At 72.5% G+C, this 12,968-nt stretch carries 12 protein-coding genes and 1 pseudogene; 7 read left to right on the top strand and 6 right to left on the bottom strand.

The genetic code is table 11. The features are described 5' to 3' along the window. Positions 1 to 2: 2 nt before the first annotated feature. Positions 3 to 536, top strand: coding sequence for a G/U mismatch-specific DNA glycosylase (mug, locus tag ACWD2L_RS19970; protein ID WP_351331157.1), 534 nt, complete (start codon positions 3 to 5; stop codon positions 534 to 536). Between the two features lie 16 nt (positions 537 to 552). On the opposite strand, the gene ACWD2L_RS19965 is transcribed toward mug, so the two are convergent. The 3 genes from ACWD2L_RS19965 to ACWD2L_RS19955 form a co-directional block, all read right to left on the bottom strand. Then, a complete protein-coding gene (locus ACWD2L_RS19965; protein ID WP_351331158.1) occupies positions 553 to 1,350 on the bottom strand; it encodes an SAM-dependent methyltransferase in 798 nt (265 codons plus the stop codon). Between the two features lie 116 nt (positions 1,351 to 1,466). After that, positions 1,467 to 2,201: an ABC transporter permease gene (locus ACWD2L_RS19960; protein ID WP_351331179.1), complete on the bottom strand. Its 735-nt coding sequence runs from the start codon at positions 2,199 to 2,201 to the stop codon at positions 1,467 to 1,469. A gap of 12 nt (positions 2,202 to 2,213) precedes the next feature. Continuing rightward, complete coding sequence (locus tag ACWD2L_RS19955) at positions 2,214 to 3,137, bottom strand: ABC transporter ATP-binding protein (protein WP_351331159.1); 924 nt, start codon at positions 3,135 to 3,137, stop codon at positions 2,214 to 2,216. Between the two features lie 108 nt (positions 3,138 to 3,245). Here ACWD2L_RS19955 and ACWD2L_RS19950 point away from each other — a divergent pair, with 108 nt between their 5' ends. The 3 genes from ACWD2L_RS19950 to ACWD2L_RS19940 all read left to right on the top strand — a co-directional run bounded on the left by ACWD2L_RS19950 (position 3,246) and on the right by ACWD2L_RS19940 (position 6,429). Then, positions 3,246 to 4,463 carry a sensor histidine kinase gene (locus ACWD2L_RS19950; protein ID WP_351331160.1) on the top strand — a complete coding sequence of 406 codons (1,218 nt, stop codon included), beginning with the start codon at positions 3,246 to 3,248 and terminating at the stop codon, positions 4,461 to 4,463. 24 nt (positions 4,464 to 4,487) lie between these two features. Then, the gene (locus ACWD2L_RS19945) at positions 4,488 to 5,138 is read left to right on the top strand and encodes a response regulator transcription factor (RefSeq protein WP_351331161.1); all 651 of its coding nucleotides are present in this window, start codon (positions 4,488 to 4,490) and stop codon (positions 5,136 to 5,138) included. A gap of 133 nt (positions 5,139 to 5,271) precedes the next feature. Beyond that, positions 5,272 to 6,429 carry an ROK family protein gene (locus ACWD2L_RS19940; protein WP_351331162.1) on the top strand — a complete coding sequence of 386 codons (1,158 nt, stop codon included), beginning with the start codon at positions 5,272 to 5,274 and terminating at the stop codon, positions 6,427 to 6,429. Between the two features lie 254 nt (positions 6,430 to 6,683). On the opposite strand, the gene ACWD2L_RS19935 is transcribed toward ACWD2L_RS19940, so the two are convergent. Continuing rightward, the gene (locus tag ACWD2L_RS19935) at positions 6,684 to 7,445 is read right to left on the bottom strand and encodes a GntR family transcriptional regulator (protein ID WP_351331163.1); all 762 of its coding nucleotides are present in this window, start codon (positions 7,443 to 7,445) and stop codon (positions 6,684 to 6,686) included. 205 nt (positions 7,446 to 7,650) lie between these two features. Continuing rightward, the gene (gene sigJ, locus ACWD2L_RS19930) at positions 7,651 to 8,532 is read right to left on the bottom strand and encodes an RNA polymerase sigma factor SigJ (protein WP_351331164.1); all 882 of its coding nucleotides are present in this window, start codon (positions 8,530 to 8,532) and stop codon (positions 7,651 to 7,653) included. A 223-nt stretch (positions 8,533 to 8,755) separates the two neighbouring features. On the opposite strand from sigJ, the gene ACWD2L_RS19925 reads away from it, so the two are divergent. Continuing rightward, positions 8,756 to 9,586, top strand: coding sequence for an alpha/beta fold hydrolase (locus ACWD2L_RS19925; protein ID WP_351331165.1), 831 nt, complete (start codon positions 8,756 to 8,758; stop codon positions 9,584 to 9,586). A gap of 36 nt (positions 9,587 to 9,622) precedes the next feature. Here the strand turns inward: ACWD2L_RS19925 and ACWD2L_RS19920 are convergent. Next, positions 9,623 to 10,459, bottom strand: a pseudogene (locus tag ACWD2L_RS19920) (EamA family transporter); the annotation flags it as partial. 111 nt (positions 10,460 to 10,570) lie between these two features. On the opposite strand from ACWD2L_RS19920, the gene pdxR reads away from it, so the two are divergent. Both pdxR and ACWD2L_RS19910 read left to right on the top strand, forming a co-directional pair. Beyond that, a complete protein-coding gene (gene pdxR / locus ACWD2L_RS19915; protein ID WP_351331166.1) occupies positions 10,571 to 12,010 on the top strand; it encodes a MocR-like pyridoxine biosynthesis transcription factor PdxR in 1,440 nt (479 codons plus the stop codon). Positions 12,011 to 12,250: 240 nt separating this feature from the next. Continuing rightward, positions 12,251 to 12,968: transposase (locus tag ACWD2L_RS19910; protein ID WP_451190366.1), on the top strand; the 718-nt coding region annotated here is incomplete at its 3' end.

Below are 12,968 nucleotides of genomic sequence, written 5' to 3'. Positions count from 1 at the left end.
GCTTGACACAGGCCGACCTGGAGGCCGCTCGCGACCGTCTCGTACCGGACGTCGTCGCGAGCGGCCTTCGGGTTCTGTTCTGCGGGATCAATCCCAGCCTCATGACGGCCGCGACCGGCCACCACTTCGCCCGCCCCGGCAACCGCTTCTGGCCGGTCCTCCACCTGTCCGGTTTCACGCCCCGGCAGCTGAAGCCGTCCGAGCAGCGGGAGCTTCTCTCGTACGGGCTCGGGATCACGAACGTCGTCGCGCGGGCCACGGCGCGGGCGGACGAGCTGAGCGCGGCGGAGTACCGGGAGGGCGGCCGGCTGCTGGAGGAGAAGGTGGCGCTCCTGCGGCCCGCGTGGCTCGCCGTGGTGGGCGTGACCGCGTACCGCTCGGCCTTCGGCGAACGCAAGGCGCGGATCGGCCCGCAGGAGCGGATGATCGGCGGCGCCAGGGTGTGGGCACTGCCCAACCCCAGCGGCCTCAACGCCCATTGGACGGCGGCGACGATGGCCGAGGAGTACGCGCGCCTGCGCGAAGCCGCCTCGTAGCCGTAGCCGGTTCAGATCACGGCTTGCGGGCCACCGCGCCGAACTGGGCGACCTGCGTGCCCTGCTCGTCGCGCCAGCGCGCGCACGAGACGAGGCCGGGCTCCACGAGGTCCAGGCCGTCGAGGAAAGCCGCCACCTCGGCGCCCGTGCGGGCGGTGATCGGCGGCTTCGCGTTCTCGTTCCAGAACTTCATGGCTTCCTCGTTGCCCTCGCCACCGAGTTCCAGGGTGGGGTGGGTGAGCACCACGTAGCTGCCGGAGGGCACGGCGTCGACGAGCTCGCGCACGATGGAGGCGGCCTTCTCCGTGTCGAGGACGAAGTTGAGGATGCCCAGGAGCATCACCGCGACCGGGCGGTCGAAGTCTAGGGTCTCGGAGGCCGCCTCGATGATCGCGCGCGGGTCGCGGGCGTCCGCGTCCACGTAGTTCGTCCGGCCCTCGGCGGAGCTGGTGAGCAGCGCGCGGGCGTGGGTGAGGACGATCGGGTCGTTGTCGACGTAGACGACGCGTGCGTCCGGCGCGATCCGCTGGGCGACCTCGTGCGTGTTGTCGACGGTCGGCAGGCCCGTGCCGACGTCGAGGAACTGGCGGACGCCCGCTTCCCCGGCGAGGAAGGTGACGACGCGGCCGAGGAACGCGCGGTCGGCGCGGGCCACCTCGCCGATGCTCGGGTACATGGACGTCACCATGTTGCCGACTTCCTCGTCGACCTCGTAGTGGTCCTTGCCGCCCAGCCAGTAGTTCCACACGCGCGCGTTGTGCGCGATGTGGCTGGAGATCCGTCCCTCCGGCCTGGACCCGTCGGCGTCACTCATGCGATCTCCCTCGTGCGTTACCCGGCTCTGCTCAAGATCCCATCTTGGCACGGGAGTTCGACGAAGCGCGCGACGGGCCCATCGCTCTATGTGTCCCTACGTGTCCCTACGTGTCCCTACGCGTCCCTGCGCCGTACGGCCCACCAGCCGGCGAGTACCGCGGCCGCCGCCCACAGCGCGGTGACGGCGAGCCCGGTCCACGGGCCGAGGGATCCCTCGGTGTGCTGGTGGAGGATCTGCTGACCGGCACGGTCGGGCAGGTAGTCGGCGGCCGAGCCCGCGATGTCCCCGACGACGAAGGACACGATCAGCAGGAACGGCACCAGGATGCTCAGCACGGCCACCGCACTGCGCAGCACGGCCGTGAGTCCCGCCGCGAGCAGGGCCATGAGCGCGAGATACACCCCGCCGCCGACGCAGGCCCGCAGCGCCCCCGGATCGCCGAGGCCGAGCGCGTACGGGCCCATGAACGCCTGACCCACGAGGAAGGAGGCGAAGCTCGTGACCATCGCGACGACGAGCGCGCTCGCGCCGACGACCGCCATCTTCGCGGCGTAGAAGCGGTTCCGGTTGGGCACGGCGGCGAGCGAGACGCGCAGCGCGTTGTTGAGGTATTCGGAGGAGACGGCGGTGGCGCCGAAGGCGAGCACCGCGATCTGGCCGAAGTTGAGGGCGTAGAAGGCCTCGAAGAGCAGGTCCCCGCCGTCGTCGGCCTCGGCCTGGCCGATCGTCGCGAACGCGAGGATCGTGACGGCGAGGGTGGCGATGAAGACGGCGAGCAGCGAGCCGAAGCTGCCGCGCAGCGATCTGACTTTGATCCACTCGGAGTGCAGTACGGCGGTGGGTGACATGGCGGACATGCGTCAGGCCTCCTGGAGGGGTGCGGCGGCGAACTCGGTCTCGTTCGCGGTGGGGGCGAGGTAGGCCTGCTCCAACGAGGCCTGTTCGTCGGCGAGTTCGAGGACGGGCACACCCTCGGCGGCGGCCAACGCGCCCACGTCGGCGGCGGTGACGTCCTCCACGTCGCAGCGGCCGTCGTCGGCGAGCGTGACCGTGTGCCCCGCGCGCACGAGCGCCGCTCTCAGGCGGGCGGGGTCCGTGGAGCGCACCCGTACGCGACGGGCGCTGTGCGCGGCGATGAAGTCCGGCATCGGGGTGTCGGCGAGGAGCCGACCGCGGCCGAGGACGACGAGGTGGTCGGCGAAGGTCGCGGTCTCGTTCATGAGGTGACTGGAGACCAGCACCGTGCGTCCCTCGCGCGCGAGGTCGCGCATCAACTCCCTGATCCAGATGATGCCTTCGGGGTCGAGGCCGTTCGACGGCTCGTCGAGCAGCACCACTTCGGGGTCGCCGAGGAGCGCCGCCGCGATGCCGAGCCGCTGCCGCATACCGAGCGAGAACGTCTTGACGCGCTTCTTCGTCACGGCGGCGATCCCGGCCCGCTCCAGCACCTCCTCGACCCGATGTGTCGGGATCCGGTTGCTGACGGCGAGCGCCCGCAGGTGATCGCGTGCGGTGCGGGAGCCGTGCGCCGCCTGCGCGTCGAGCAGGGCGCCCACGACGCGCAGCGGTTCGTCGTACGTGGCGTACGGGCGGCCTCCGATGAGCGCGGTCCCGGAGGTGGGGCGGTCGAGGCCGAGAGCGAGGCGCATCGTCGTCGACTTGCCGGCGCCGTTCGGGCCGAGGAAGCCGGTGACGCGGCCGGGCCCGACCTGGAAGGTCAGCCCGTCGACGGCGCGCGTCGTCCCGTACTCCTTGGTGAGGTCCTGGACGTCGATACTGGTCATGGCGTCAGCTTGGCCGCCGTCAGGGGCCTCGGGCCTCCCCCGCCCGTGGAGTTCGCCTCCCCCGCGCGGGGGAACCGTCGGGCGCGGGGCGGCTGGCACGATGGCGGCATGCCCCGCTTCCTGAGACCGCTCGCGCGCGCGGTGACGTACACCCGCTGGCTGCATCTGCTCTGCGCGTCGGTGATCGCCTTCGTGTTCGCGATGGTCTACCCGGGGCTGTCCTCTCCCTCCGTGGGCGCCTGGGTGCTCATCTACGTGATACCCGTGCCGCCGCTCCTGGCGCTCGGCACGATTCCGGTGATGCGGCGTTCGGAGGGGCTGCAGGCGCGGATGATGCTGTTTCCCGGGAAGCACGCGCGCGTGGCCGACACCGGCGCGGAGCGCGAGATCTCGGTCGCGCCCTCGGCGTCGTGGCGGGACCGCGGCAGGACGTCGGCCTGGCTGGTGTTCCGGCTGTTCCTGGGGCTCTCGGTCGCCCTGCTTTCGGGCCAAATGGCCGCGCTGGTCATGGAGTTGACGGGCGTTGCCATGGGTGAGCGGGTCGACGAACTGTCGGCACTGCCCTTGCCGCGGGCGCCCTGGTTGTGCGTGGTGGCGATCCCCTTCGCCCTGCTCTTCCTGGTGTACGTGGCGGCGGGCGCGGGGTGGCTGACGACCCGCACCGCCCAGGTGCTGCTCGGCCCGTCCGGAGCGGAGCGGATGGCGGCCCTGGAGGAGCGGACCGAGCAACTCCTGGAGCGCAATCGCATCGCCCGCGAGCTGCACGACTCCATCGGCCACGCGCTGACGGTCGCCGTCGTGCAGGCGGGCGCGGCGCGGGCGGCGGGCGATCCGGCGTTCACCGACCGGGCGTTGGGCGCCATCGAGGAGACGGGGCGGGCCGCCCTTGAGGAGCTGGAGCGGGTCCTCCTGGTGCTGCGCGAGGCGGAGCAGCCGGTGGGCAGCCGTCCCACGCTCCAGGAGGCGGACCGGCTGCTCGACTCGGCGCGGGCCTCCGGCACGAAGGTCGAGGTGACGGTGGCGGGACCGCTGGAGACGGTGCCGGGGCCGGTGTCCCGTGAGGGCTACCGCATCCTCCAGGAGGCGCTCACGAACGTGCTGCGGCACTGCGGAACCGTGCCGGTCACCGTCACCCTCCAGGTCGCGGACGAGCGCCTCGTCCTGGAGGTGCGCAATCCGCTGCCGACCGGACGCGCGTCCGGGCACGGCGGCACGGGCAGCGGGCTGCGCGGTGTACGGGAGCGGGCGGCGCTGCTCGGCGGGCGCGCCCGGACGGGCCCGCTCGGCGACGAGTGGCAGGTTCACGTCGAACTGCCCGTCGCGTGATCACGCGTGTTCTAGTCTGGCGGCGTGCCGCTCACTGTCCTGCTTGTCGATGACGAACCCCTGGTCCGCGCGGGGCTGCGCGCGGTGCTCGAAGCGCAGCCGGACATCACGGTGGTGGGTGAGGCCGCGGACGGCGCGGCGGTCGTCCCACTCGTCCGTGAGCTGCGACCCGACGTGGTCGCCATGGACGTCCGGATGCCGCTGCTCGACGGGATCGAGGCCACGCGCGCGGTGCTGCGCGGCGCGGAGCGGCCGCCGAAGATCCTCGTGATCACCACGTTCGAGAACGACGAGTACGTGTACGGGGCGCTGCGCGCGGGCGCCGACGGCTTCCTGCTGAAGCGGGCACGCCCCGAGGAGATCGTGCACGCGGTACGCCTCGTCGCGGCGGGCGAATCGCTCCTGTTCCCCGCGGCGGTCCGCAAGTTGGCTGCGGAGTACGGGAGTTCGGCGGCCCGTGCGGCCCTGGAGCGCGCGGCGCTGACCGAACGCGAGGGACAGGTGCTGCGGCTCATGGCGCGCGGCCTGTCGAACGCGGAGATCGCCGCGGATCTGGTCGTCGGCACCGAGACGGTCAAGTCGCACGTCAGCGCGGTGCTGACGAAGCTGGGCGCGCGGGACCGGACGCAGGCGGTGATCGCGGCGTACGAGTCGGGGTTCGTGGCGCCGGGGTGAGGTCCGACCAGCACCGTTTCGTCGGGGGCGGGCGGCTGAGCACCGTACGTCACAGAGGTGCACCCGACTCTCGCCGCCGTCCGAGGCTGCGGGTACGATCCGGCGGACACGCGCGACTGCGGGGAGGACGACGGTGGAGCGGCTGACCGGCGGGGATCCCTCTCTGCTCAGGCGGATCAATTCCGCGGTGGTGCTGCACGCACTGCGCTCCACCGATTTCGCGACGCTCACCGAGGTCACCCGCGTCACCGGTCTGTCGCGGCCCACCGTGGAGGGTGTCGTCGAGGGGCTGATCGTGGCCGGGCTCGTCGTGGAGACCACGGTTGAGGAGCCGGGTGCGCGGCGGCAGGGCCGGCCCGCGCGCAAGTTCCGCTTCCGGGCCGAGGCCGGGCATCTGCTCGGCCTGGAGATCGGCCCGCACCGGGTGGCCGCGGTGCTCTCCGCGCTCGACGGCAGGGTGCTCGGTTCGGCGTCCAAGGAGGTCGACGAGGCCGCGTCGGCGGACGAGCGGCTCGAGAAGCTGCGCGGCACCGTCGCCGATCTCCTGCGCCGCGCGGGCGTGGCCCGTGGCTCGCTGTGGGCGGTCGGCGTCGGCAGCCCGGGGATCGTGCAGGCGGACGGGACGGTGCGGCTCAGCACCGCGCTGCCGGGCTGGACCGGGCTTCCGCTGGGCGAGCGGCTGCGGCGCTCCTTCAAGTGCCCGGTCCTCGTGGAGAACGACGCGAACGCGGCGGCCGTGGCCGAGCACTGGAAGGGCGCGGGGGCGGAGACGGACGACATGGTGTTCGTCCTCGCGGGTCTCAGCCCCGGGGCCGGCGCCCTGATTGGCGGCCGCCTGCACCGCGGCTACGGGGGCGCCGCCGGGGAGATCGGCGCGCTGCACCTGCTGGGCCGCGAGGTGCGGCCCGAGACGCTGCTGTCCACCACGGGTGAGCCGCTGCATCCGCTGGACGAGCTGGCCGTGGCGCACGTGTTCACGCTGGCGCGCGAGGGCGACGACCGGGCGTCCGCCGCGGTCGAGCGGTTCCTTCAGCGACTCGTGCACGATGTCGCGGCGCTGGTGCTTGCGCTGGATCCGGAGCTGGTCGTGGTGGGCGGTTGGGCCGCGGGACTCGATGGGGTGCTCGAACCGTTGCGGCGGGAGCTGGAGCGGTACTGTCTGCGGCCGCCGCGGGTGGCGTTGTCGGTACTGGGTGAGGCGGCGGTGGCCACGGGGGCGTTGCGGCTGGCGCTTGACCATGTGGAGGAGGAGCTTTTCGCTACGGAGAGCACGGTGACGGCCCGCCGGTGAGCGGGTGGGTGGGGTGCCTCCGACGGCCTGTTTACGGTCACCCGGCGCACGGTGCGCGGTTCCTCGCGCCCCTGGTGGGCACGGTCGACCGACCCTTAGACGTCACCCCGTGGAGCGGTGCGCAGTTCCCCGCGCCCCTGATCGGACGGTCGCCGTCACCCGGCGCACGGTTCCTCGCGCCCCTGGTGGGCACGGTCGACCGACCCTTAGATGTCACCCGTCACCCGGTGCGCGGTTTTTCGCGGCGACAGGCGTCAGGACGCGCGTGTTTGGGGTGCGTGGTGGATGTGGACGGCTGGCGTGTCGCCGAAGGTGAGGCGGCAGGTGTCCGCGCGGTAGGTGGCCATCGAGACGGCGGCGGTCGTGCCGCGGCTGAAGTAGCGGGTCGTGACGACGAGGACCGGGGCGCCGGGCAGCCGGTCGAGTTCCTTCGCGTCGTCGGCGCGCGCCGAGCCCAGCTCGACCGCGCGGTCCTCCCCGTCGAGGCCGAGACGCTGCAGCTCCCGCACGACCGCACGCGCGCGTGCCGCACCGGACACGGCGTCGATGGCCGTCAGGTCGGGGGCCGAGCCCACGGGGACGTACAGCAGCTCGGCCGCGACCGGCTGGCCGTGCGAGACCCGGGTGCGGCGCAGGACGTGCACCTCGGTGCCCGGCGCGGTCTCCAGGGCCGCGGCGACGGCGCTCGGCGGCACCTCGACCGTCGCGTCGACGGCCTGCCACGCGTCCGCGCTGCCACCGGGCCAGTCCCGGTCGTTCGACGCGACGGCGACGCCCATGCGCGGCGGCGCGACCGTGGTGCCGACGCCGCGGCGGCGCTGCAGCCTGCCTTCCAGCTCCAGCTGCTCCAGGGCCTGGCGGAGCGTGGCGCGGGCGACGCCGAAGCGGGCCGCGAGGTCCCGCTCGTTCGGCAGGATCTCGCCCACCGCGAACTCGGAGTCGAGCGCATCGGTGAGCACGGTCTTCAGGTGCCAGTACTTCGGCTCCGGAGCCGCTTCCAACTGCGTGGTCCCCACCCTGTCCTCCGCAACAGCCGTGCCCTGGCAGCTTTTTATCGCCCTTGTTTATTAAAGGTTCCTGCCTTATCCCTGCGAGAGTAGGACCGTTCTCGGAACTTGGTCAATACCAATCGTCGGCCGGTTCTCACGTGGCGGAACGCCGGAAGGCCCGCTCCCGTATGTGCGACGGGAGCGGGCCTGAGGTGCAAGGGGCCGGGCGCGGCTACTCGAGCGAGCCGAGCTTGTCCGGGTTGCGCACGATGTAGATCTGCTGGATCCGGCCTTCGCGCAGGCCGAGTTGGAGGACGGAGTCCGGCTTCCCGCCCCCGGTGACGAGCACGCCGAGGACGCCGTTGAACTCCACGATGCGGAGCTCGAAGCCCTCGGAGCCCCCCTGCCGCACGGCGCCCTGCACGAACCGGCCCACCTTGTCGGCGGTCTCGATGACCCGCAGCGGCGCCCTCGCCTTGCCGCCGCTGTCGCCCACGAGCCGCGCGTCCGGGGCGAGCATGGCCATCAGCCCGTCGAGGTCGCCCTCGGACGCGGCGGCCAGGAAGCGCTCGGTGAGGTCGCGCTGCTGGACCGGGTCGACGTCGAAGCGGGGCCGGCGCTCGTCCACGTGCTTACGCGCGCGTGCGGCAAGTTGTCGCACGGCGGCCTCGCCGCGCTCCAGCGTGCCGGCGATCTCCGCGTAGGTCAGGCCGAACGCCTCCCGCAGCACGAACACCGCGCGCTCCAGCGGCGAGAGGGACTCCAGGACGACGAGTACCGCGAGCGACACGGAGTCGGCGAGCACGGCCTGCTCCGCGGTGTCGGGCACCCTGGGCCCGAAGTCGGTGACGAGCGGTTCGGGCAGCCACGGACCTACGTAGGACTCGCGGCGCGCCTGGGACTGGCGCAGCCGGTCGATGGCGAGCCGGGTGGTGACACGTACCAAGTAGGCGCGCGGTTCGCGGACGTCGGCCCGGTCCGCGCGGGACCAGCGCAGCCAGGCGTCCTGCACCACGTCCTCCGCGTCGGCGACCCGGCCCAGCATGCGGTAGGCCACGCCCATGAGGACGGGGCGGTGCTCTTCGAAGTCATCGATCTCTGTATCGGTGGCCACCCGTCCATCCCATAGGACGCATCGAGCGCTGTCCAGCGGGCGCCCTGCGACTTCGGCCACTGCTCCTCGGCCGACTCTCCTCGGCCGGCTCTCCTCGGCCGGCTCTCCTCGGCCGGCTCTCTTCGGCTGCGCCCCTTGAACTGAGGGCTACTGAGCGGTAATTGTTGCTGACAAGGAGTCTAAGGAGACCGTCGCGGCATGGCGGGGACAGGGAGCGAGCGACATGGCGACAGAGGCGTCCTTCAGCATCGAGAGCGCCGGCGGACCCCGCACCGTGCGCCTCGCGTACGAGCGCACGGGCACCGGTGAGCCGCTGCTCCTGCTGCACGGAATAGGTCACCACTGGGAGGCCTGGCAGCCCGTGCTGCCGATCCTCGCGGCGGAGCGGGACGTGATCGCGGTGGATCTGCCGGGGTTCGGGAAGTCGCCCGCGCTGCCGGACGGACTCGCGTACGACCTGGCCGGTGTGGTGCCCGTCCTCGACGCGTTCTGCCGCCATCTCGGGGTCGAGCGGCCGCATGTGGCGGGGAACTCGCTGGGCGGGCTGCTCGCCCTCGACCTCGGCCGGGAGAAGCTCGTACGGTCCGTCACGGCGCTCTCCCCCGCCGGGTTCTGGACCGGGGCGGAGCGGCGGTACGCCTTCGGGACGCTGCTCGCGATGCGGGCGGGCGCCCGGGCCATGCCCGTGCCGGTGATCGAGCGGCTCTCCCGCTCCGCGGCGGGCCGCGCGGCGCTCACGAGCACCATCTACGCGCGGCCCGGCCGCCGTTCAGCCGATGCGGTCGTCGCGGAGACGCTGGCCCTGCGGGAGGCCACCGGGTTCCGCGAGACGCTGGAGGCCGGCCGTTCGGTGCTGTTCCGGGACGACATTCAGGAGCTGCCGGTCACGATCGGCTGGGGTTCCAAGGACCGCCTCCTCGTGCGTCGCCAGGGCGTCCGCGCCAAGCACGTCATCCCGCAGGCCCGCCTGGTCAAGCTTCCCGGCTGCGGGCACGTTCCGATGAACGACGACCCGGCGCTCGTCGCCCGGGTGATCCTCGACGGCAGTCGCTGAGCGCCGCGCGAACACCCCCGAGCCCAGGGCGACCCCGGCGGCGACGAGCGCGCTGCCCGCGCCCTGGGCGATGCCGTACGTCCCCGAGCCGACCAGCGGCGCCGTGCAGGCCGCGGCGACGGGGATGAGCCCGGAGAACAGCGTGGCCCGGTCGGCGCCGATCCGCTGCATGCCCATGTACCAGCACACGAAGCCGACGACCGTGACGACCACGGCCTGCCACACCAGGGCCGCGGCCTCGGCGCCGTCGGGCATCCGCAACCAGGAGCCGCCGTCCACGACGAGCCCGACAACGGCCGCCTCCAGTGCGGCGATTCCGCACACCACGCAGGACAGCAGCCGGGGGCCGAGCGGGCGCAGCACCGGCACGGCGAGCACGGCGAAACCGACCTCGCCCGCCAGGGCGCATACGGAGAAGGCGATCCCGGCCGCGTCCGCACGTCCCCACCCCTGGACCGTGAAGGCCCCGGCGGCGACGAGCAACGCCCCGTAGAGCACGGCCCGTTGTGGCCGTGTCCCGCGCATCATCGGCACCAGTACGGCGACGACCACGGGCGCACATCCTACGAAGACGCCGGGTACCGCGGGTTCGGCGGAGCGTTCCGCGGCGAGGACCGCGAGGTTGAAGCCCACCATGCCGACGGCGGCGAGCAGGGCGAGCCGGCCCCACTGGCGCGGCGCGAGCCGCCGCAGCGGGCGCAGGCCGCCGCGGCCGAGCAGCGGCAGGAGCAGCAGGAACGCGATGGCGTAGCGGATGAACTGGCCGCCGGCGTACGGGTAGTGGCCCAGGACGCTGTTGGCGGTGAAGGAGCCGCCCACAAGGACGCAGGCGATCGTGGCGAGCAGGGAGCCTCGAAGTGAAGTGGCTTTCATGGAGGCGACGTTAAGGACGGCGGGTGGTCCGTCACGAGGTCCACTTGAGGATCCTCATCGGGGACCAATCAGCACGGCGCGGGCCCCACCGTCGGCCTTAAGGTCGTCGTCATGACCCAGCCGCCTGTTCCAGGAAGCCGCGAATCCTCGTCCCCCGCCTGGGAGTTGCTGCTGCCCGCGTCGTCCGCACCGGCACGCGCGCGTGGTCGTGCCTTGCAGTCCGCGCTGCGGGACGCGGTGCGTTCGGGGCGGCTCGTGTCCGACACGCGGTTGCCGTCGAGCCGGGATCTGGCGCGGGACCTCGGGGTGTCGCGGGGCCTGGTCACGGAGGCGTACGAGCAGTTGACCGCCGAGGGGTACCTGCGTGCCGGGCGGGGCTCCGGGACGTGGGTGGGCGAGGCGGCGCGGGCGGCCGCGCCGGGGGCGAGCGACCTGGCGCCGCGCCCGACGACCGGCGTGCGGGCCGACTTCGTGGCGGGCTCCCCCGACCTGTCGCTGTTCCCGCGTGCGGCGTGGTCGGCGGCGCAGCGGGCGGTGCTGGCCGACCTTCCGCACCACAGCCTCGGCTACCCGGACCCGCGCGGCCTGCCCCGCCTGCGCACGGCCCTCGCCGAGCTGCTCACCCGGAGGCGCGGCGTGGTGGCGGACCCGGAGCGGATCATCGTGTGCTCCGGGGTGACGCAGGCGGTGACGCTGCTCGGCATCGTGCTCCGCGCTCGGGGGCAGCACGAGGTCGGTGTGGAGAGCCCCGGCAGCCCGCAGTACGAGGACCTGTTCGCGACGGTGGGGTCACGGGCGGTGCGCCTCCCGATGGACGACGAGGGGCTCGCCATGGGGCCGCTGCTGGAGTCCGGGGTCCGCACGGCGGTCACCACCCCGTCGCACCACTTCCCTTCGGGCATCGCGTACTCGGCACACCGCAGGGCGCAACTCCTCTCCTGGGCACGGCGGGTGGGCGGCCTGATCGTGGAGGACGACTACGACGGGGACTTCCGCTACGACCGCGCCCCGGTGGGCGCGCTCCAGGGGCTCGACCCCGAACACGTCGCGTACACCGGGTCCGTGAGCAAGTCGCTGGCGCCGGGGCTGCGGCTCGGCTGGCTGATCGTGCCGGACGCGCTGACCGACGACGTCGTCGCGCGCAAGCGCTACATGGACCTCGGCAACCCGGCCGTCGACCAGGCGGTGCTCGCCCGTTTCGTCGAACGCGGCGATTACGACCGCCAGTTGCGCCGCTGCCAGCGCGCGTACAAGGAACGCCGCGACACCCTGGTGACGGCGCTGCACGAGCACCTGCCCGGCACCGAGGTCTCCGGCATCGCGGCGGGCCTGCACGCCATCGCCACGCTCCCCGGCCGCTTCGGCCCGCACCAGGCACTCCTGGACCGATGCGCGTCCGCCGGGGTGTCCGTCCGCTCACTCGGCCACTACGGAGGCGCCTCCGGCGACGGCGTGTCCCTGGTGATCGGCTACGCGCATCTGTCACCGACCCGCATCGCCGAAGGAGTACGCCTCTTGGCACACGCCGTCGCGCACGCCCGGTTCCCTTGACGGTGGGGACAGTTGTTCACCTGGTTCCGGCGAGGATGCCCCTGCGTTCACGCCGGGGAGGAATCTCCTCTGGACGGGGCGACGCGGAGCGTCGCCGTATCCCGTCGTGGTGGCGGAGTCGTCGCATGGCTGCTCGACGGAGTCGAGAAACGCAATCAGTTCCGAGGTGGTCCACCAGGACGGGTGAACACCGGGGAAGTCCTGGTCGGGCGTTCGCCCTTCGGACTATCGTCCGATGCCATGAAGCTGGTGGTGCAGGTGAAGCTGCTGCCGACGGCCGAGCAGGCGCCGGCGCTCGAGGCGACCCTGCACGCCTGCAACCGGGCCGCCACCTGGGTTGCGCAGGTCGCCTTCGAGCAGCAGGTGAAGGACCGCAACGGGCTCCAGAAGCTCCTCTACGCGGACGTGAAGGCGACGTTCGGGCTGTCGGCGAAGCCGTTCGACGACCGGTGCCTGTCCTGGCAGTACGACGCCCGCACGGTGTCGATCTGGACGGTTGACGGCCGCATGAAGAACGTCAGGTACACCGGTTCTGCCGACCAGTTGAAGACCTTGACGTCGTTCCGCAAGGGCGAGAGCGATCCGGTCCAGCGGCACGGCACGTGGTACCTGATCGCCACCTGCGACATCCCGGACCCGGACGTGCACGAGCCGGTGGACTGGATCGGGGTGGACCGCGGCATCGTGAACCTGGCGACCACCAGCGACGGCGCCAACTACCAGGGCCGCCGCCTGACCCGCTACCGGCGGTGGCAAGCCCGCAAACGCGCCGAACTCCAGAAGAAGCAGACCCGGTCGGCCACCCGCCGCCTCGCGCGGCGCAGCCGGAAGGAGCACCGGCATGCCACGCACATGAACCACAAGATCAGCAAGGAGATCGTGTCCGTCGCGCAACGCACCGGTCGCGGGATTGCCGTCGAACAACTCGACGGGATCCGGGACCGGGTACGGCTTCGAC

Source organism: Streptomyces sp. NPDC002754 (genome assembly GCF_053592315.1).
Note: the sequence above shows the minus strand (reverse complement) of the source record. Positions and strands in the feature narration are given on the sequence as shown.